The organism is Dolichospermum circinale AWQC131C (genome assembly GCF_000426905.1).
Lineage (GTDB): Bacteria > Cyanobacteriota > Cyanobacteriia > Cyanobacteriales > Nostocaceae > Dolichospermum > Dolichospermum circinale.
Genome location: NZ_KE384603.1, coordinates 34,969 through 56,571 on the forward strand (window position 1 = coordinate 34,969; position 21,603 = coordinate 56,571).

The following is a 21,603-nucleotide window of genomic DNA, read 5'->3' on the forward strand; positions in this document are numbered from 1 at the left end:
CATCTGAGGTAAAAGTTAAACAAGGTAAAAACGGAGGTAAGTGTCTAGAGATATCTAAAAAATCTATGGGGAGAAGTGAAAAATATAGAATCAAAAATTATTGTAGAAATTGAAAATTAAATTGTGTAAATAAATTGAGAGGGTAATTAACTTCATGGAAAATATAAAATTCAGATCCCAAAGTAATCAATTATAACTATTTATGTCCGGAAAACTAAAGATTTATGAGAAAATAAAATTGTTGAGCCACGGCGATGTTTAAGTGTAATCAACGTTAAAATGTTTCAGAATAACTGCAAATATCTTTATCTCCAAGTCTCAGGTAAGTATGCTTAATAAAAATTTGTGTAAATTCCTCACCCATTCGACTACGAGTTTAGCATTGTTAACAACGGTCAACATCGCTTTACCATCTGTGAGTATGGCACAGAAGCAGCCAGTAAAATCAACATCTAGTATAGTTACAGATTACTTATTAGGAGGTGGTGATCTCATCCGTGTAAATGTATTTGAAGTTCCAGAATATACAGGTGAATATCAAATTCCTCCTGGTGGTGCAATTAATATGCCCTTAATTGGTAGTGTACCCGTTTCTGGCTTAACAACTGAACAGGCCTCTGATACCATTGCTAAAAGATATTCTCGCTTTCTCAAACGTCCCCTGATTTCCGTTAACTTATTATCACCTCGTCCCATAAATGTGTTTGTAGCTGGAGAGGTAACCAGACCGGGAGCTTACACCCTCAGCTTACAAGGAGGAGCAGGAAATAACCCCGGTGTACAATACCCAACGGTATTAGCTGCCCTAACTATAGCTCAAGGTGTGACATTAGCAGCAGACGTGACTCAAGTGCAATTAAGGCGCAAAGTAGGGCGTGCTGGGGAGCAGACGGTTTCCCTAAATTTAAAGGAATTGACTCAAACAGGACGAATATCCCAGGAAATTACCTTACGAGACGGAGATACGATTATTGTTCCCACTGCTACTAGCCTAAATGTGGCTGAAGCTCGGAATCTCTTTGCGGCTAACTTTGCTGCTAGTCAAACTTCACCCCGCACAGTGGTGGTAATTGGTCAGGTTTACCGTCCTGGTTCTTATCTTGTCACCGCTGGAAATGCGGGTGGAGCAGAGGGTGGTGGTGCTGGTGGTGGTTTACCCACTGTGATGCGGAGTTTACAACTAGCAGGGGGAATTACGTCCCTTGCAGATGTACGGAAGATTAAATTACGCCGTCCTACTCGCACTGGTACGGAACAAACTATAGATATCAACCTCTGGCAATTACTGCAAAGTGGTGATATCAATCAAGACATTGTGGTCCAAGATGGAGATACAATTTTCATTCCTACAGCTATGGACATTAGTGCGGCTGAAGCTACGCAATTGGCCACCACTACTTTGTCGCCAAATACCATTGAAGTGGGTGTAGTCGGTGAAGTTAAAAGACCGGGAGCAGTAAAATTACAACCCAATAGCTCTTTAAATCAGGCATTATTAGCTGCTGGTGGTTTCAATGATAGTAGAGCCAGTAAAGGAAGTATAGAACTAATTCGACTCAATGCCAATGGTACAGTTACTAAACGTCCAATTAAAGTGGATTTATCTAAAGGAATTAATGAAGAAACTAATCCGATCCTGCGTAATAATGATGTTGTCGTAGTTGATCGCAACGTTTTAGCTAAAACAGGTGATAGAGTTAATACTGTAGCTGGTCCTCTAGGCACTATCTTGGGGATTATCAGACTATTCACTACTGGATTTTAGGTTATTTAGAGGATGTTTGTAAAGTCTAAATTATATCATGTCCGGTTGAACACTGATCATATCTGTTGATGCTGGTAATGGGTAATTGGTAATTGGGAAAAGGCAATACAATGAGGAACTATATCGTCAGTGATTGGGCGGACATGATATTAATGCTAAAATCGGTGATGAAGAATCGCGTCTACAGTCGACCCAGGTGGTAACAACGCCTGTTTAGGTGTGCACTTAGTATCCCTGACGGGAGGCGAAGCCATATTATATTGGCCCAATACTTTTAAAACATCCTCTTAGGAAAGGTAATAAGTTGGTTTTCTAGGTTTCCCGCTAAAAAATCTAGGACTAAAATCAAAAATAGACAGCTATTGAATCTGTGTAACAATTGATTTACTAGATAAATTAACGACCAAGATTATCAATCAATGGAGTAATTTACCACAAAAAATCGTCAATTATCTTGTGTTAAACGCCTGTATTTAAAAAATCTCTCACTCTTGCTAAATAAGTTGCTGCATCTTCTAACATGGGAAAATGTGCAGTATTAGGAACAATTGTTAATTTAACTTTATCGTTTAAAGCTGCTGCTTTTTTACCCAATTCAGCAGGAATAATAATATCATATTCCCCCGCTACTAAAAGGGTTGGTACAGTTAGTTTAGCAAATTCTTGGGGCATAAATTCCGCTTGTTCTTTACTCACAGACGTGAAAATTGTTCCCAAAGCGGCTTGATAATCAGCATTAATAAAATCTTCTAAAAAAGCCTGACGTTCAGATTTAGGAATAGGACTATGGAGAAATCTAGCCATAAACATTCTATCGGCTAAGGGGATTTTTCCTAACCACTTAGGACGGAATTTAACTACTAATCCTCCAAATTTATAAAAAGCTGCAAAGGCCTTTTCATCATATTCAAAAATACCGCTACAGGTTAAAATTGCTTTTTCTACTTTTTGTGGATAGCGGTTGAGAAATAAAGTCGCTATGGAAGCACCCATAGAATGAGCATTAATATAAACACGCTCCAGATTTAACTGATTTAATAACACCGCTAGATCTTCTGCATATTCTGTTAATTCATAACTTAAATCAGGTTGAACATGAGAACGCCCAAACCCGCGCATATCATAAAGTAAACAATCAAAATTATCTAATAATGCTTCAGCGGTACTTTGCCAATATCTGCCTGAACCCGCCCAACCGTGCATAAAAACCATTACTGGTTTAATAATATTTGATGGTTTTTTGACCCACTCGTAATAATGATCAACACCCCGAACATTTATATAAGTCATGGTAACAGTTAAGAACTAACAATTAAAAACTAACAATTAAAAACTAAGTAGGTGAACGGAAAAAAACCGACATAAGTAACGAAAAGTAAAGTTGCTCAAAACCTCTTCCCTGTTCCCTGTTCCCTGTTCCCTGTTTCCTGTTCCCTTTTCATAACGACAACTTTTAACGCCAACCTACTTAACAATTCAAAACTAACAATTGACAATTGACAACTGACAACTGATGGGCAACAATTGACAATTGACAATTGACAACTGACAATTATGCTGATTCTGGTTTTGGTAAAGAAGAAGGATGTACTAGTAATTCAGCAGTAGAACGTTTTTCCACCATTTCCTTAGTGATAGTACAACGAGTCACATCCTTACGGGAAGGTAACTCATACATCACATCTAGCATCAATTCTTCCACAATACCTCGTAAAGCTCGCGCTCCAGTTTTCCGGCGATAGGCTTCTTGAGCGATCGCTTTTAACGCATCTGGTTTAAAATCTAACTGGACATTATCCATATTCAGTAGTTTTTGGTACTGTTTGACCAAGGCACTCCGTGGTTCTGTTAAAATTGCCATCAGTGCCTCCTCATCCAAAGGATCTACTACAGCCACCATGGGAATGCGCCCGATAAACTCAGGAATCATGCCAAATTTGACCAAATCATCCGGTTGTAGATGACGCAGGGTGTCAGCAGCGCGTTTTTCTTTAGTTTGCACTTCTCCTGGTTGCACAAAGCCCATTGACTTTTTGCCAATTCTCTGATCTACAACCTTTTCCAAACCGCCGAAAGCACCACCACAGATAAACAAAATATTGCTTGTATCAATTTGAATACAGTCTTGGTACGGGTGCTTACGTCCGCCCTGGGGTGGTACATTAGCAATAGTCCCCTCTAGCATTTTCAGCAAAGCTTGCTGTACCCCTTCTCCAGAAACATCTCTGGTAATTGAAGGATTTTCACTTTTGCGGGCGATTTTATCAATTTCATCAATGTAAATAATCCCCCTTTGAGCCTCTTCCACGTCCAAATCTGCCACTTGTAACAGTCGTAACAAGATATTTTCTACATCTTCCCCCACATAGCCCGCTTCCGTTAGGGTTGTCGCATCGGCTACCGCAAAGGGAACATCCAGGATTTTGGCCAGAGTTTGTGCTAATAGAGTCTTACCGCAACCAGTCGGTCCAATAAGTAAAATATTAGACTTTTGTATTTCTATAGCATCATCAGCACCCGGTTTACCACTAGCCTTAGACTCAAGAACAGCCAACCGTTTGTAGTGATTGTAAACAGCCACCGACAGGACTTTTTTAGCTTCATCCTGTCCGATTACGTGTTCATCTAAATACTTTTTAATCTCCCTCGGTTTGGGGATTTGATTAAAGGAAAGATTAGACGAACGGGTGCGGCGTTTTTCTGGTTGTTCTGACTTTGGTGCCGCTGAGGCGGTATTACTTGTATCTAGCAATTCCTCATCGAGGATTTCATTACACAAGTCAACGCATTCGTCGCAGATGTAGACTCCCGGACCTGCGATTAATTTACGTACTTGCTCTTGAGACTTGCCACAAAATGAACACTTTAAATGGGAGTCGTACTTAGACATATCAGCCTCTTATTTCAGAATAGTGACGTTTTACCCTGCTGTGGGAAGATTTTGCCTAGAAATGACCTGATCGATCAAACCATAATTCTTCGCCTCTTCTGCTGACATGAAAAAGTCGCGCTCTGTATCAGCTTCAATTCTTTCCAGGGGTTGACCAGTATGTTTGGCCATTAATTGATTTAATTCACCCTTAATGTAAAGAATTTCTCGCGCTTGAATTTCAATGTCAATGGCTTGGCCTTGAGCGCCACCCAGGGGCTGGTGAATCATAATCCGGGAGTCAGGTAAAGACATCCGCTTTCCAGCAGTTCCAGATGTTAGTAAAAAGGCCCCCATGCTCGCGGCTAGTCCAAAACAGATAGTTACCACATCGGGACGTATTTGTTGAATTGTATCATAGATTGCCATACCAGCGTAAACAGAACCGCCGGGAGAATTAATGTACAATTGGATATCTTTTTCCGCGTCTTCAGAATCTAGGAATAGTAATTGGGCGACAATTGAATTAGCCACCACATCATCTATGGGCGTTCCTAAAAAAATAATTCGCTCGCGCAGTAAGCGGGAGTAGATATCAAAAGCTCTTTCTCCCATACCAGACTGTTCTACTACCATCGGGACGATGTTGCTGGGGCTGCTCAGGTTGCGGCTATTGCTTAGAGAACTCAAACTGGTAATTGGGTAATTTCCTGACTGCGATACAAGCATACTAGAATATTTAACAATAAATGGAATCGAATTGTGAACTGTTAACCATTATGCCCTACGGCACAATTCAGAAGGTAGGGGAGGCAGGGGGTAGGAAGTAGGGGGAAAGATGTTTCCTAACTACCAATTACCAATTACCCATTACCAATTACCCATTACCCATTACTCATTACTCAGGATTACTAGTTTCTTCTGCCTGAACTGTTTCCGTGCTTTGGACTTGGGAATCTATTTCTGCTGTAGAACTTAAAGAACCTTCCGGTACTAATTCCACAGATGAGCGTTCTAGTAACCAGTCTACGATCTTTTTGGTTAAAAGTTCTTCCTTGACAACGCCACCCAGTCTATTTTTATCCAAGTCTTCATTAGGGTATTCTGCTATCAATTCCGTGACTCTGGCTTCCACTTCTTCGTTGGTCACTTCGATAGATTCCCGTTTACCAATTTCTTGTAAGGATAAAGAACGCTTAATACGTTCCACAGCTTCCGGTTTTGATCTTTCCCGCAATTGGGGAATAATTTCTTGGGTAAATAGCTTTTTCACGTCTATCCCCTGTTCAGACAAACTCATGGCTGTCTGTGTCAGCATAGCATCAACTTCTTTGTCAATAAAGGTTTGTGGTAAGTCTATTTCCACATGATTAAGTAGTTCGGTTAATAAAGCCTCCCGCTGGTTTTCTTTGGTTTTATCAGCCGCTTCTTTTTGATACCTCTGTGTCAATGATGCCCGCAGTTCCTCTAATGTCTCAAATTCGCTGACTTCTTGAGCAAAATCATCATCCAATTCTGGCAGTTCTTTGGTTTTAATTTCCTTGAGTGTGATTGTAAACAAGGCCGCTTTACCAGATAATTCTTCGTTACCGTAGGGTTCTGGAAATTGAGCCGCTACTTCTTTGGTTTCTCCAGGATTCATCCCCACTATACCCAAAACAAAACCGGGAATAAACTTATCCTCTTGTAACTCCACTTGAAAATCTGTTCCTTCACCACCGGGAATTGGTTTGGGTTCACTGTCAGGATCATCACCTTCGGCTTTAGCAATTACACCTTTAAAATCAATAACTGCCATATCACCGATTTCCGCAGCCCGTCCTTCTACAGGTACTAATGTGGCTAATTTATCTCTTTGTTCGTCAATAACGGTATCTACGCGGCTGGGGTCATACTGGATTTCCTCTGCTTTGGCCTCTAAACCAGTGTACTTATTCAACTTAATTTCTGGTACTACATCTACGGCAGCAGCAATAATTAGGGGTTGTCCCGGTTCATAGTTGTTAATTAAATCATCAAAGGATGAGCGTAGTTGAGGTTGTCCAATGGCGCTAATGGCCTCTTGTTTAATTGCTTGCTCAATACCTTCTTGAATAATTTCTTCTAGGGCAGTTGCCTTAACACGACTCGTTCCTAGTCGTTGTACTAATATTTGCTGGGGTACTTTCCCTTTGCGAAACCCAGGAATATTTACGGTCTTAGTGAGATTTTTAATGACTTGCTCGTATTTTTGCTTAGTAATTTCCGATGTGATTTCTATTTCTAAGCCAATTTGACTGGCGGGAAGTTTTTCCTGAGTAACTTTCATGCTTTGTTTCTGTTTTTATGATATTTTGATCTGAGAATCATATACAAGACGCGATCGCCCACTACAGTGAGAAGCTAAGATAGCCTCGGCAATTATATCTTGAGTTCTCACGTAGGATGTGCTGATCAGGCATCATTCCCTTCTATTGGTGGATAGATATCTCTTAGCAGATATCCATTTTATCGCCAAAAGTTGAGAATTGAACACTTTATGATATTATTTCCACATAGCAGCCCTAATCCCAGTAACATAACGTAACAATCAGGGCTGATTAAAAATACCTAAATGTCAATGGCTTTGGTTTTCCTGTTCTTGCATTTTGCTGTACAATGTTATATTATCCGATAATGTCGTATATTTGATTTTCATCACTGAATTGTTGTCAACTACCATCTAATTAAGTCTCAAATTCCTCAATAAACCTCAAAAAATAAGATAATATCCCAAAAATATGCAAATTTTATTATTTAATGCCCCCGGTGAGAGGAAGAAAAGAGATAATTTAGAGATAATTTTTTGAATTGTGCTAAAAAAATGTTAATTACCTCTTAAAGGAGGAGTCGAGTTTGTCTAAGTCCTATCGTGTCGCTATTTTGGGCGCAACCGGTGCTGTAGGTACGGAGTTGCTGGAATTACTAGAAAGTCGGAACTTTCCCTTAGCTGACCTAAAATTATTAGCATCGCCACGCAGCGCGGGAAAAACACTAAAATTCAAAGGTGAGGATATCCCCATTCAGGCAGTAAGTGATCATGTCTGGGAAAATGTGGATATAGTATTAGCTAGTGCTGGAGGTGGCATCTCCAAAACTTGGGCTGGAGTAGCGGTAGAAAAAGGAGCAGTGGTAATTGATAATTCTAGTGCCTTCCGCATGAACCCGGATGTACCTTTAGTAGTCCCAGAAGTAAATCCCCAAGCAGCAGCTAATCATCAGGGAATTATCGCCAACCCCAATTGTACCACAATTCTCATGTCATTGGCAGTATGGCCATTACATCAGGTCAAACCAGTGAAAAGAATTGTAGCAGCTACCTATCAATCTGCCAGCGGCGCTGGAGCTAAAGCCATGGAGGAAGTAAAAATCCAAAGTGAGGCTATACTACAAGGACAGCAACCACTAGCGCAGGTCTTACCTTACCCATTGGCATTTAATTTATTTACCCATAATTCCCCTTTAACACCTTGGGGCTATTGTGAGGAAGAAATGAAAATGGTCAACGAAACCCGGAAAATCTTTGGTAGTCAAGAGATCAAAATTACCGCCACTTGTGTCCGTGTTCCCGTTCTCCGCGCTCACTCGGAAGCGATTAATTTAGAATTTGCCACTCCCTTTAATCCAGAAGAAGCTAGAGAGATTTTAAGAATATCACCAGGTGTTAAATTAGTGGAAGATTGGCAAGCAAATTACTTTCCTATGCCTATAGATGCTAGTGGGAAAGATGAAGTTTTAGTAGGCAGAATTCGTCAAGATATTTCTCATCCTTGTGGTTTAGAATTGTGGCTGTGTGGAGATCAAATCCGTAAAGGTGCAGCTTTAAACGCAGTACAAATAGCAGAATTATTAGTAGAAAAAAATTTACTAAAATCTACTAGAATATAAATTTTAATTGAGTGATTTCTCACGGGTAATTGACAACGAACAACGGACAACTAACTTAGGAGAGAAAAGAGTGTGGGAGATTTTGGGACAATAGTAACCGCTATGATTACGCCGTTTCAAGCAGACGGTAGTATTAATTATGATGTAGTCGCAAAACTGGCAGACCATCTGGTGAATAACGGTACAGATGCACTAGTGGTATGTGGAACAACAGGGGAATCACCAACACTGAGTTGGGAAGAAGAATACCAATTATTTGTGGAGGTGTTGCAGACTGTATCAGGAAAAGCTAAAGTAATAGCTGGGTGTGGTTCTAATTACACCAAAGAAGCGATCGCAGCCACCCAAAAAGCAGCTAAAATAGGAGTACATGGTTCTTTACAAGTAGTTCCCTATTACAACAAACCACCACAAGCCGGATTATATAAACATTTTCAGGCAATAGCAGAATCTTGTCCCGATCTGCCCATGATGTTATATAATGTTCCTGGCAGGACCAGTCAGAACCTGCTACCAGAAACAGTGGTAGAGTTAGCGAAAATTGATAACATTGTCGCTATTAAAGAAGCTAGTGGTAACTTAGATCAAGTTAGTGAAATTCGCCGCTTGACACCAAAAGAATTTCAGATTTATGCTGGAGACGATTCTTTAACCCTACCCATGTTAGCAATAGGCGCTGAAGGTGTGGTAAGTGTAGCTTCTCACCTAGTAGGTAATCAACTACAGGAGATGATTCGAGCATTTCGTCTAGGAAAAATGCAAATTGCTACCGACATTCATCTAGAACTGTTCCCATTGTTTAAAGCTTTATTTTTAACTACAAATCCCATTCCTGTCAAAGAAGCACTGAAGCTACAAGGTTGGGAAGTAGGTTCAACCCGTCCACCCCTGTGTGAAGCTGATACAGATGTGTTGAATAAGTTAGAATCAGTGATGCAAAAGCTGAATTTAATCTAAACAAAAATAGGTGAGCGATTTATTTATTTAATAAATAATGTGTAAATAATGTGTACTCGTTAGTAAATTACAATTTAAGCCCCTGTGCTATAACTGGACAAAAGACCTTTTGCAAAAGTCCAAACATGATATATGTCATTCCCAACCAAAGAAAAATCTTCAAGATGTTTACCTGCGCTTAATATAACAAATTAAGCAATTATGGGAAAAATCTAATATAAAAACGATTCAATTTGATGCAAATGAAATCAAATATGACTCTATAAAAGCTGGATTTAAACGGAACTGTAACGTTTTCTTTTATACAAGAAACCGAACTAGCAACTGATTCACAACAAAAAACAATCTCCAGGAGAAAATGGTTAAAACCGAAGCTAATTCCGCTCTAAAAATTATTCCTTTGGGCGGCTTACATGAGATAGGTAAAAATACTTGTGTTTTCGAGTATGAGGACGAAATTATCCTGTTAGATGCAGGATTAGCCTTTCCCACAGAGGCCATGCACGGCGTAAATATAGTATTACCTGATACAACTTATCTCAGGGAAAATCGCCACAAAATTAAAGGGATGATCGTCACTCATGGTCATGAAGACCATATAGGTGGTATTGCTTTTCATTTGAAGCAATTTGATATTCCCGTGATTCATGGACCAAGACTAGCGCTGGCCATGCTGGAAGGTAAACTAGAAGAAGCGGGAGTCAGAGACCGCACAGAATTAAGAACAGTCCTTCCCCGTGACGTAGTGCGAATTGGTAAACATTTCTTCGTGGAATATATTCGCAATACTCACTCCATTGCTGATAGCTTTACCGTTGCTATTCACACACCATTAGGCGTAGTCATCCACACAGGAGATTTTAAAATTGATCATACTCCCGTAGATGGTGAAACCTTTGATTTACAACGTTTAGCAGAACATGGTGAAAAAGGCGTACTCTGTTTATTAAGTGATTCCACTAATGCAGAAGTTCCAGGATTTACACCTTCTGAACGTGCTGTTTTTCCCAACCTTGACCGAGTATTTTACCAGGCTACTGGACGTTTATTTGTCACTACCTTTGCTTCCAGTGTCCATCGCATTAACATGATTCTGCAACTGGCAAAGAAACACAATCGTGTTGTCACAGTTGTAGGTCGTTCCATGTTAAATTTGATCGCCCATGCGCGGAATTTAGGTTATATCAAATGTGAAGATAGTCTATTTCAACCGCTGCATACTGTCCGAGGAATGCCAGAGGAAAGAGTATTAATCTTAACCACCGGCTCTCAGGGTGAGACAATGGCAGCAATGACAAGAATTGCTAATAAAGAACACCCCCATATTAAGATTCGTCCAGGGGATACAGTTGCATTCTCCGCTAACCCCATTCCCGGTAATACCATTGCAGTGGTTAATACCATTGATAAATTGATGATTCAGGGAGCAAAAGTGGTCTATGGACGGGATAAAGGTATCCACGTTTCCGGCCACGGCTGTCAAGAAGAACAAAAGCTGATGATTGCTTTAACTCGTCCTAAGTTCTTTGTACCATTCCATGGTGAACATCGGATGTTAGTTAAACATTCGGAAACTGCTCAAAGTATGGGCATTCCGGCGGAAAATATCGTAATTATCAAAAATGGTGATGTCATAGAATTGACAGAAAATTCTATCCGCGTTTCTGGTCAAGTGGCCGCTGGCATTGAATTGGTGGATACTTCTAGTTCGGGTATGGTTAGTTCTAAAGTCTTAGAAGAACGGCAACGCATGGCTTCAGAAGGTATGGTGACTATTGCTGCGGCTATTGACTGGAGTGGTAAGCTCATGGCTAAACCAGAACTACATATGCAAGGTGTGGTAACGAGTATTGAGCGATCGCTTCTACAAAAATGGGTGCAACAACGCATTGAGGAAATTCTTGGTGTACGTTGGTTAGAGTTCTCCCCCGCTGGAGGACAACCCGCAGATACGGACTGGGGTGGATTACAGGAAACTCTAGAACGGGAGTTAGCTCGTTCTATGCGGAGAGAGTTGCAATGTCAACCAGCTTTGACTCTACTAATGCAAGTCCCGGAAGAACCTCCTGTTAAGGTTGCTGACGGAAGAAGACGACGTACTCGTTCTACTGCTGTGGCTTCTTAAGAGTTATCTCGCGCTACACCAAGGTGAACATCTAATTAATGTACGTAACCTAAAACCCTAATAGAGACGTTGTATATAACGTCTCCAATTTTTCCTTATTCGTAAGTCCTACAGGACTAACATTTGATTTGTGATATCATGTCCGGTTGAACAATTATCATATCTGTTGAAGCTGGTAATGGGTAATTGGTAATTGGGAAAAGGCAATACAATGATGAACTATATCGTCAGTGATTGGCCGGACATGATAGAAAACATAGGTAGGGTGGGTTACGGCTTTGTTAACTATTTTCTGAAATTCCCTAATTTAACTGACTCGTAACCTAAATTGGATATTTATAAAGCATTAGTTGGTCATTTTTTATTTACTCTGGTGAAAACAGACCCAGAGTGGTTACACAAACAAACTATTAGTAGTCTCAATTGGCTGGCAAAAACCAGCTATTATCCGGCTAATAATTGTTTAAATCATCTCCTTTACCAATCTTTATCTCTCCAAGACCCACGACTAGAACAAACTATACTGGGAATGAAATTTCCTAATCCTTTGGGTTTGGCTGCTGGATTTGACAAAGACGGTATTGGCTCTACTTTGTGGCATAATTTTGGGTTTGGTTTTGCTGAATTGGGTACTGTTACTTATCACCCGCAACCAGGAAATCCCCCTCCCCGGTTATTTCGTTTACCTTTAGATCAAGCAGCACTTAACCGGATGGGTTTTAATAATGCTGGTGCTGTTGCTATGGCCGCAAGACTGAAGGAGGGGAAAGAAAACTTGAATTATCCAATACCTATACCTATAGGTATAAATTTAGGTAAATCCAAGATCACAGCTTTGGAATTAGCAGCCCAGGATTATCTAGAGAGTTTTCGATTACTGAAAGATTTAGGTGATTATTTTGTAGTTAATGTTTCTTCTCCTAATACTCCGGGATTGCGATCGCTCCAGGATGCTACTATGCTCAGTCAAATCATAGATGTATTGCAACGAGAAAATAGGGCAAATAAACCTATATTTGTGAAGATAGCCCCCGATTTAGAATGGGAAGCCATAGCTAATATTATTAATCTAGCTAAAGCTTACCAAATCGCCGGTTTAATCGCTACTAACACCACTATTAGTCGTGTTGGACTGAAAACCCAAATCATTGAAAAAACAGGTAAATCCCCCCAAGAGGAAGGGGGAGGAATTAGTGGAAAACCAGTCAGAAATCGTTCTACAGAGGTAATTCGTTTTATTTACGAACAAACCCAAGGACAGATGCCAATCATTGGTGTAGGTGGTATATTTAGCGCTGAGGATGCTTGGGAAAAAATCACAGCGGGTGCTTGTCTAATCCAAACTTATACAGGCTGGATTTATGAGGGTCCAATGATGGTACGTCGTATCCTCGCCGGTTTATTAACCAAACTGGAAGAAAAGGGACTGACATCTATCAGTCAAGCGATAGGGGTCGGTAATAGCTGATTCGATTTTAGATTTTAGATTTTGGATTTTGGATTGTATGGTAGTTTACTCCTTTTGACTCTGTATCGGGAAAAAATCCTTAGATCTACGAGAATAGGACCAAGCGATACCATCAGGATCACGGCTACGACTCCACTCAGGGAAATCTGGGTCATTGCGTCGCTTGTAAACTGTACTAGAATAGACATTGAGTCGTTTAGCTAATTCAGATTGAATCAGCGAACCGAAAACTAACTGTTCTTCTAGGGGTTTTTTAATTTCCTTCAGCGTTGGTTCGGGTAAAGATTCAAATTCAGATTTCTCTTCCTGGGGTACTGAAGTCGGTGGGGATAAAAACGAACGGGCAACTTTAGTAACTGGTTGTCTGGGAATATCTTCCGAAGATTCACTACTATCCAGAATATCGCCAAGAATACTGGCAGTGATAAAATAGTAGGATTGTCCTTCATTTTCCGAGGCGATTACACTAGCACCAAATTCCTTGGCCTTAGCATCTAAATAACGTTTTCCTGTTTCTCCAGAAAAATTAGCCTTAATTGCCAAATCCATGGGTGTAATTTTTCCCTGATTTTCCTGAATTAACTCGTAGAAAAGTGGGTTAACTTGGTTACACCACTTTTCCCATGTATATTGCTGCCAAATAGTCAAAACCATTAACAGCAATAAGATTACGAGTAAAACTTTCCAGGTATTGACCAGTAAAACAATCACAAATGATATCGGCAAAATTAGAACGAGAAAACTTTTCCCGTAATTTTCTATGGTTTTTTCACTCATGCTGATTTTTGCCAACTTATTTTCTATAAAATAATATTTCTATATTGGCAAAAATTTGGACATTTGTTTGTATCTTTCGGCAAAAATGTCGCCAATTAGTTGGCAAAAGCTAGTTACTTGTGTAAAAATGACAGTTAACACTGATAATAGATATACTGCCCCTGGGAAATTTACCGCACCAATGGACACCGAAGAGGAAGGGAAAATATTCTGGTAATGGGTTAGTTATGTAATTAGTTATGTAAATATTCCTTGATGTGGAGCAAGATTTTTCTCAAGTGATGCTAAAGTAACTTTACACACATATAATTTGTAAATTGATGTTTGATCAAACTCCTAAAGTAAAGTGAAGTATTGATAATACTCTCAACTCATGCCTACAGTTGATGCAAAAATATATTGATGAATATCCGTCTATTCTCTACCCCAAATTAGTTATCATACCCCTTTAGTAGTAAAATTGAATATTATCTAGTTCGGAATGCTGTTACTAGGTGGATTTTATTGGTAAATTTTGATCAGAGGATGTTTTAAAAGTATTTTTGGTAATATTAAAGCCTCAGTAAAACAACCTGAATCCCTTCCCTACCTGCTACGAGAAGAGACAAAAGGAAAAACTTTTGTTACTGGGGGAGTAAGAGTCACAGTCTCTCCTCCTGCGGGACAGAGATTTACAAGAGGGGTAGTATACTTTCTGACTTCTCAAACATCTTCTGCTTTTGACAACATCTTGATCAGTACCGGAGGTGGAACAAGTTAAATAATTAGGATCTGATCTGGGATATTTTGGCCAAGTTTTGGCTGGAAAAGAGGTAAGATCATAGCTATACATAATTATCTGCATTAAATATCTTAGCAAAATTACGACTTGATAATTGCTATAATCTATTCTTACCTCTAACATTCTTATCTATTATTAGGTGTAAATTTTTATGGGTTCTCCAATGAATCGTCTGTCTATTTTTGTAGACGGAAACAATATGTTCTATGCTCAACAGAAAAATGGTTGGTTTTTTGACCCCCGCCGTGTTTTAGAATATTTCAAGTATGAACAGTCTGACACAACATTGATCAATGCTTTCTGGTATACTGGATTAAAAGACCCCCAAGATCAACGCGGTTTTCGAGATGCACTCATCAGTTTAGGTTATACAGTCCGCACGAAAATCCTCAAGGAGTATTATGATGATGCTTCCGGTCGTTACTCCCAAAAAGCCAATTTAGATATTGAAATTGTCGTTGATATGTTTAATACGGTAGATCAATATGACAGAGTTGTATTATTCAGCGGAGATGGTGATTTTGAAAGGGCTATCGAGTTATTACGTTCCAAAAATACGCATATTACAGTAGTGTCAACAGAAGGAATGATCGCCAGAGAGCTACGCAATGCTACTGATAGATATATAGACTTGAATGATATTAGAGACAGAATAGAAAAAACTGACGGTTAATTACCTTAGTATTTATTTACAAATCTCAAAATTAAAAACTAAAGTTCATAGTTCAAGCTATTTTATCAAGAAAGAATATAGGAATTAGTAGTCAATAAATGATCATAAATTCCGTAGAATTAACAAATCGAAATATTGATTCTAATTCCATTATTTTTTTGATTCAGCCCATTATCAAAATTAAAAGAGGTTAAGCTAATGAGCAGACAAGCCGATAGAATTATCATCTTTGACACCACATTGCGCGACGGGGAACAGTGTCCAGGAGCAACTCTCAATATAGACGAAAAGTTAGTGATTGCTAAACAATTAGCGCGTCTAGGAGTAGATGTGATTGAAGCCGGATTCGCTTTTGCTAGTCCTGGTGATTTTGAAGCGGTTAGCAAAATTGCTCAAACCGTAGGAACAGAAGATGGTCCGGTAATTTGTAGCTTGGCCAGAGCTAGACATGATGATATTAAAGCCGCAGCAGCAGCTATAAAACCGGCAGCTAAAGGGAGAATTCATACTTTTATTGCTACTTCCGATATTCACCTGGAATATAAGTTAAAAAAGACTAGACCGGAAGTAATTGCGATCGCCGAAGAAATGGTAGCCTATGCCAAAAGCTTCACCGATGATGTAGAATTTTCTCCTGAAGATGCGGGACGATCTGATCCAGAATTTTTGTATCAAGTCTTGGAAAGAGCGATCGCGGCTGGGGCAACAACTGTTAATATTCCTGATACAGTAGGTTATACCACTCCGAGCGAATTTGGTAGGATCATTAAAGGCATTACCGAAAATGTCCCCAACATTGACAAAGCCATTATTTCTGTTCACGGCCATAATGATTTAGGTTTAGCAGTTGCTAACTTTTTAGAAGCGGTGAAAAACGGCGCTCGACAATTAGAATGTACCATTAATGGCATTGGGGAAAGAGCCGGAAATGCGGCTTTAGAAGAGTTGGTAATGGCTTTGCACGTCCGTAGACAATATTTTAATCCCTTTTTGGGACGGGCTAAAAATTCGGAAGCGCCGTTAACAAATATTGACACCAAACAAATCTATAAAACCTCGCGTTTGGTTTCCAATTTAACGGGAATGTTGGTACAACCAAATAAGGCCATTGTTGGTGCAAATGCTTTTGCCCATGAATCTGGAATTCATCAAGATGGAGTTTTGAAAAACAAACTCACTTATGAAATTATGGATGCCCAATTGATTGGTTTATCTGATAATCAAATAGTATTGGGTAAACATTCTGGGAGAAATGCTTTTCGGACACGGTTGAAAGAATTGGGCTTTGAACTATCAGAAAATGACCTGAACAAAGCCTTTGTGAGATTTAAAGAAGTAGCGGACAAAAAGAAAGAAATCTCTGATTGGGATTTGGAAGCTATTGTTAATGACGAAATCCAACAAGCCCCGGATTTATTTAAAGTAGAGTTGGTACAGGTTTCCTGTGGTAGTAAGGCTCAACCTACCGCTACTGTAACTCTTCGCACTCCCGACGGGGAAGAATTAACCGACGCGGCCATTGGTACAGGTCCAGTGGATGCGGTATATAAAGCTATCAATCGGGTGGTGAATGTCCCAAATGAATTGATTGAGTTTTCTGTGCAATCAGTCACCGGAGGAATTGATGCTTTAGGGGAGGTAACAATTCGTTTGCGTCATGAATCCCGTGTATTTTCAGGTCATGCAGCTAATACAGATATTATTGTGGCATCGGCTCAGGCTTATGTGAATGCACTGAATAGATTGTATGCTGCATTACAGCAAGGATCTAAAACTGAAGTAACAGCCTAATATTGGGGTGGGTTAGACAAGTTAAAAGGTGCTAACCCACTGATCACAATTACAGTACGAAAATTAATATATCTTTTTATTCAAGTATATTGATTTAAAATTGCTCATGTATACTATTATATAGTATAAAATATTTAATTTTTATGATCATGATTATATAAAGACCTATGTTAGATAAAAACTTTGAGAGTATTGATTTTGAAGCTATTGATTCTCAATTAAATATTAATAGTTTCAATTTTCCTAGTTTTGAAGATTACATCAAATTTATCATTGAATATACATTTGGGTTAGCGGGTAGAACTTTAAAAAAAGTTAATTGTCAAGAAGATTTTATTCATTATGAAGATGATTTATATTCTATTAAATTGGAGTTAAAACCATTATTTTACCGAGGGTATTGTTATAATAAAAATATTCAATACACTGAGGGTTTACCATATTACCACAAACATAAAAACCGTATTCATCGTAAGGAGTGGCATGAAAAAGAAGATAATTTTGTGAAAGATATTAAAAGAATGATTATCTCAATTTTAAGTATTGATAATAACAATAGGATTTTAGGTCTTGTTACTAAAACAAACTTTGAAAAAGGATATGGTTTTCTAAGGACTTACAATTGTTACAATAATTTTTTCTCTATAAATAAAATGCCAGATAATATTAAACATATTATCAAGCCAGGATGTTTATTAAAGTTTCGACAAGGACAAAATCCTATCAGGATCAAAAGTTTTGAATATGTTGAAGCTATAGACTTTGACTCCCAATATATTAAGTACGCTAGTATGATACCTTTGATTGAATTACCAGGATTTAACAATAAACTTGAAAAAATAATATTTTTGATTAAACATACTCAACATATGGAATTGCAATTAAAGTATACTAAAGATATAGCACCAATTTTGTTTAATTTGCTTCAATATAGGAAACAAAATGAATACATTGGCAAGAATTATATTGGTAAATGGGATAACCAAAGTAGAATTTTATCTTTACTAAATAAAAACACATCAAAAATTAAAATGTTAGCTCAAAAAACCGATTATTTTTTTGATAATTGGAAGGGTATATATTTAACAGAACCATTTGAATATCTCAGTAAAGATGATATTGCAAACTTTCAAGAAATTAAAATTTACTTAGAAAATAAAGGTGTTAATTTTTCTCAAGTTTAGAAAAAATTTGTTTATTTATAATTTACGAATAATAAAATGAAAATACAACAACTTGAACTTCAAAATTTTCGATGCTTTGATCATAAAGTTTTTGAATTTTCCGATCAATTTAACGTTATTATTGGTGATAATGGTACTGGTAAAACTGTATTTTCTGACGCGCTAAGATTAGTAATTGCAGTATTTATATATCGTCTTGCTGAGATTAGAGAAAATACATTTGAAGATAAAAGTCGAATCCAAGATTCAGATATTAGACAAGTTAGAAATCAGACAATTGAATGGAAACTGCCTGTCAAAGTATTTTGTAAATCTATAATTAATGATGTTCCAATAGAGTGGTCAAGCTCTTTAAAAGAAGAGGATGGTGCTTATTGTAGAAGCTTATCTCAAATCCAATTTGCAACTTCTCTAAGAGAAAAAGTGAGCAATTCTCAAAATGCCAACCTTCCTTTAGTAGGGTATTATGGAACAGGTAGGCTTTGGAGGGTTAAAAAGAATAATCAAGAGTTAGAGGATATGAGAAATTCACCAACAAGACAGTCCCGTTTTTGGGGATACAAAGAGTGTCTTGATCCTAGATCAAATTTAATTCTTGATTGGTTTGAATCTGAAATTCGCTTCGGGGAAGGATCTGTAACAACTCATCCAGCAATTTTAAATGCTCTATCTATTTGTAAAATAGATAATTGGATTGACATAAAATACGATGATCGTGAAGATAATTTAGTTGTTATATCCGTGGATGGAAACTCCCAAATTTTTAATAAACTCAGCGATGGTCTAAAAAATATGGTTGGCATGGTTGCCGATATTGCTTATCGTGCAGCAGTCCTAAATCCTCACCTTGAATCTGAAGCAGCTAAACTGACACCGGGTATTGTTTTAATTGATGAAATTGATTTACATCTACATCCTAAATGGCAACGTCGAGTAGTTGAAAATTTAAAAAGAACATTTCCAAAAATTCAATTTTTTGCCACTACCCATTCTGAACATATAATTCAATCTTTAAGAGATGGAGAACTAATTGATTTAAATAACCCCGATTTAATACCAGCCGCAGAATATGAAAACAAGAATATAGAATATATTACAGAAAACGTTATGCACGTTCCTCATCCATACAGAAATGAGCGATATCAACAAATGATGGAAACGGCAGAAAGATACTATCAAATGTTAGAGAATGCAAATAATTCATCACCAGAAGAATTAGAAAAATTAAAAACAGAACTGGATGAATTAATAGAACCATATAGTGATGATGTTGCATATCATGCTTTTTTGAAAATGGAACGTTTAGCAAGAGGATTATAAAAATGAGACCAGTTGTTAGAGGTAAAAATACAAAAGTTTTCAAAGATTATAAAGATGCACGAGGAGACTTAATTGAGAAATTTGGTCAATATTGTTCTTATTGTGAAATGCGTATTCCCTCATCTCTAAATGTTGAGCATATATTACCAAAATTAAGATTTCCCGATGAAGAAACTAATTGGGAAAACTTCTGTTTAGCTTGTACTAACTGCAACTCAAATAAAAAATCTCCTATGGAGAAAAGGTGGGATAGTTCATGGAAACATCTTCACATAACCTCTGCTAAAATAGCTGCGAGAAGTGAATTTTATTGGATTGATCAAGATAATACTTTCCGAGCTTTTGAGTATAGCAAAGGTGGAGTTGTTAAAGTAAATCCTTCTTTAGCTTCGGAAGAAGAAATAGTAGCTAGAGCAACTATTGAAATGGTGGGACTCGATAAAACACCTAAGTCTGATATGCAAATGAAAGATCGCCGATGGATTAACCGTAAAGAAGCGTGGGATAAAGCAGAAAGGGCTTTACAAAGACTTAGTAAATGTAATGATCAAGAATCTTTAGAAGCAATGCGAGATTCAGTTATTGAACAAGCTGTACCTCAAGGTTTTTTCTCAGTATGGATGACAGTTTTTAAAGATGATCCTGATATGTTAAATCGCTTTATTAATGCTTTTCCTGGAACTTGTAAAGATTGCTTTGATGTGGAAGGAAAGGCTATTTCGCGTCCAGGGGGAAGAATATAAAAACGCAGAACTATAACTTAAAAAATGATGCGATAAGTAATTATGAATAATAACCAAAATGTAGCAGCAGCTATTAATTTACTTTTTAACCCAACATCCCTTCAAGAAGCAATTCAAATTGAAGATGAAAGCGACTGCGACGTGACAGCAGGATTAGATTGGGGTTTAGCAATTCCTGCTTTATTGCAAAATCCGGGAATGTTTGGAAGGTTGACACAGTTGCGCGTATCACTCAACCGGGAACTGCGGTTACTCATAAAAGAATGGAATTTGGGTATCGGGGAAAAAATAAAGCTTTGATATGAGGCTTGAGTAGATACAAATCCCTGGCTTTAGCTTCAATTTCTACGCATAAATGATATCAAGCATCTCAATCAAGCCTCGGTAATATTTAAGCAAGTTGTTAAGCGATCGCAACAATTACAATGATATTTTCCAGAGTTTAAGCCTTTCTATTTTCAGGTGGGTCAAATTTATAACCATAACCCCGCACTGTTTTAATAAACTCCGGCATACTAGAATCAGCTTCCATTTTCTTGCGTAGTTGACCAATATGCACATCTACAACGCGGCCATCCCCCACATAATCACAACCCCAAATCTTTTGGATCAGTTGGGTACGACTCCATGCTTGTCCCGGATGGGTAGCGAGAAAATGTAAGATGTTAAACTCTAAAGCAGTTAAAGCCAAAGGTTTGTTATTAAGTGTTACCTCTCGCGCTTCTGAGTTAATAGCTAACTGGTTAAAAGTCAGACGTTGTGACGGACTTGGTTGAATATAACGGACTCGTCTTAATAGGGCTTCTACCCTCACTTCTACCTCTGCTAGACTAAATGGTTTGGTCAAAAAATCATCTGCACCAGCGGCCAGAACTTTAATTTTATCAGCTTCATCATTGCGACTGGTGAGCATCATGACTAAAACATTAGTACGGCTTTGCATTTCTTGACAAAGTTTATAGCCATTTGCATCTGGCAAATTCCAGTCTAAAATCACTAAAGCAGGATTTAATTGCTCAAATAAAATAAGGGCAGCTTTACCATCCGCTGCTGATTCTATTTGATAGTTGCGACTCAAAAAACGCTGAATGAGGTTGCGGACACTGGAATCGTCATCTACAATCAAAATCTTGGAATTGGTCGTGGAAAGCGTATCCATAATGCAGTATATTATTGTTTTGGCAATTGGCTGTGGCGATAGATGCTAGTTAACTGGTGTTTTTGCGAGGGAGTCTACTCTCAAT

The 21,603-nt window shown here is 38.2% G+C and carries 17 protein-coding genes; 11 read left to right on the forward strand and 6 right to left on the reverse strand.

Translation table 11 applies throughout. From position 1 onward, the window contains the following. Positions 1-328 precede the first annotated feature (328 nt). On the forward strand, positions 329-1,765 hold the full coding sequence (locus ACIR131C_RS0108315) for a polysaccharide biosynthesis/export family protein (RefSeq protein WP_028089817.1): 1,437 nt from the start codon (positions 329-331) through the stop codon (positions 1,763-1,765). A 459-nt stretch (positions 1,766-2,224) separates the two neighbouring features. Here ACIR131C_RS0108315 and ACIR131C_RS0108320 read toward each other — a convergent pair whose 3' ends face one another. The 4 genes from ACIR131C_RS0108320 to tig form a co-directional block, all read right to left on the reverse strand. After that, the gene (locus ACIR131C_RS0108320) at positions 2,225-3,055 is read right to left on the reverse strand and encodes an alpha/beta fold hydrolase (protein ID WP_028089818.1); all 831 of its coding nucleotides are present in this window, start codon (positions 3,053-3,055) and stop codon (positions 2,225-2,227) included. A gap of 262 nt (positions 3,056-3,317) precedes the next feature. After that, the gene (gene clpX / locus ACIR131C_RS0108325) at positions 3,318-4,655 is read right to left on the reverse strand and encodes an ATP-dependent protease ATP-binding subunit ClpX (protein ID WP_028089819.1); all 1,338 of its coding nucleotides are present in this window, start codon (positions 4,653-4,655) and stop codon (positions 3,318-3,320) included. A gap of 30 nt (positions 4,656-4,685) precedes the next feature. Then, a complete protein-coding gene (gene clpP / locus ACIR131C_RS0108330) occupies positions 4,686-5,363 on the reverse strand; it encodes an ATP-dependent Clp endopeptidase proteolytic subunit ClpP (protein WP_028089820.1) in 678 nt (225 codons plus the stop codon). Between the two features lie 169 nt (positions 5,364-5,532). Continuing rightward, complete coding sequence (gene tig / locus ACIR131C_RS0108335; protein WP_028089821.1) at positions 5,533-6,942, reverse strand: trigger factor; 1,410 nt, start codon at positions 6,940-6,942, stop codon at positions 5,533-5,535. A gap of 566 nt (positions 6,943-7,508) precedes the next feature. Between tig and ACIR131C_RS0108340 the strand changes: the two genes are divergently transcribed. From ACIR131C_RS0108340 to ACIR131C_RS0108355, 4 genes are all read left to right on the forward strand, one after another. Further along, positions 7,509-8,540 (forward strand): aspartate-semialdehyde dehydrogenase, encoded by a 1,032-nt coding sequence (locus tag ACIR131C_RS0108340; protein ID WP_028089822.1) that lies wholly within the window; start codon positions 7,509-7,511, stop codon positions 8,538-8,540. Positions 8,541-8,612: 72 nt separating this feature from the next. Further along, positions 8,613-9,497, forward strand: a complete 885-nt coding sequence (dapA, locus tag ACIR131C_RS0108345; protein WP_028089823.1) for a 4-hydroxy-tetrahydrodipicolinate synthase — start codon at positions 8,613-8,615, stop codon at positions 9,495-9,497. Positions 9,498-9,855: 358 nt separating this feature from the next. Further along, a complete protein-coding gene (locus tag ACIR131C_RS0108350; protein ID WP_028089824.1) occupies positions 9,856-11,622 on the forward strand; it encodes a ribonuclease J in 1,767 nt (588 codons plus the stop codon). A 328-nt stretch (positions 11,623-11,950) separates the two neighbouring features. Beyond that, positions 11,951-13,090 carry a quinone-dependent dihydroorotate dehydrogenase gene (locus ACIR131C_RS0108355; protein WP_028089825.1) on the forward strand — a complete coding sequence of 380 codons (1,140 nt, stop codon included), beginning with the start codon at positions 11,951-11,953 and terminating at the stop codon, positions 13,088-13,090. Between the two features lie 45 nt (positions 13,091-13,135). Here ACIR131C_RS0108355 and ACIR131C_RS0108360 read toward each other — a convergent pair whose 3' ends face one another. Continuing rightward, on the reverse strand, positions 13,136-13,867 hold the full coding sequence (locus ACIR131C_RS0108360) for a hypothetical protein (protein WP_028089826.1): 732 nt from the start codon (positions 13,865-13,867) through the stop codon (positions 13,136-13,138). A gap of 932 nt (positions 13,868-14,799) precedes the next feature. Between ACIR131C_RS0108360 and ACIR131C_RS0108375 the strand changes: the two genes are divergently transcribed. The 6 genes from ACIR131C_RS0108375 to ACIR131C_RS22245 all read left to right on the forward strand — a co-directional run bounded on the left by ACIR131C_RS0108375 (position 14,800) and on the right by ACIR131C_RS22245 (position 20,659). Beyond that, positions 14,800-15,321: a LabA-like NYN domain-containing protein gene (locus ACIR131C_RS0108375; RefSeq protein ID WP_027402274.1), complete on the forward strand. Its 522-nt coding sequence runs from the start codon at positions 14,800-14,802 to the stop codon at positions 15,319-15,321. Positions 15,322-15,519: 198 nt separating this feature from the next. Continuing rightward, positions 15,520-17,112 (forward strand): 2-isopropylmalate synthase, encoded by a 1,593-nt coding sequence (locus ACIR131C_RS0108380; RefSeq protein ID WP_028089828.1) that lies wholly within the window; start codon positions 15,520-15,522, stop codon positions 17,110-17,112. A gap of 167 nt (positions 17,113-17,279) precedes the next feature. Continuing rightward, on the forward strand, positions 17,280-18,296 hold the full coding sequence (locus ACIR131C_RS0108385) for a hypothetical protein (RefSeq protein ID WP_028089829.1): 1,017 nt from the start codon (positions 17,280-17,282) through the stop codon (positions 18,294-18,296). A 36-nt stretch (positions 18,297-18,332) separates the two neighbouring features. Continuing rightward, entirely contained in the window at positions 18,333-19,616 is a 1,284-nt protein-coding gene (locus tag ACIR131C_RS0108390) for an AAA family ATPase (protein WP_028089830.1), read from the forward strand. A gap of 2 nt (positions 19,617-19,618) precedes the next feature. Then, positions 19,619-20,359: an HNH endonuclease gene (locus tag ACIR131C_RS0108395; protein ID WP_028089831.1), complete on the forward strand. Its 741-nt coding sequence runs from the start codon at positions 19,619-19,621 to the stop codon at positions 20,357-20,359. Between the two features lie 42 nt (positions 20,360-20,401). Beyond that, complete coding sequence (locus tag ACIR131C_RS22245; RefSeq protein ID WP_231395421.1) at positions 20,402-20,659, forward strand: hypothetical protein; 258 nt, start codon at positions 20,402-20,404, stop codon at positions 20,657-20,659. Positions 20,660-20,801: 142 nt separating this feature from the next. On the opposite strand, the gene ACIR131C_RS0108405 is transcribed toward ACIR131C_RS22245, so the two are convergent. Beyond that, a complete protein-coding gene (locus ACIR131C_RS0108405; protein WP_028089832.1) occupies positions 20,802-21,518 on the reverse strand; it encodes a response regulator transcription factor in 717 nt (238 codons plus the stop codon). Between the last annotated feature and the right edge of the window lie 85 nt (positions 21,519-21,603).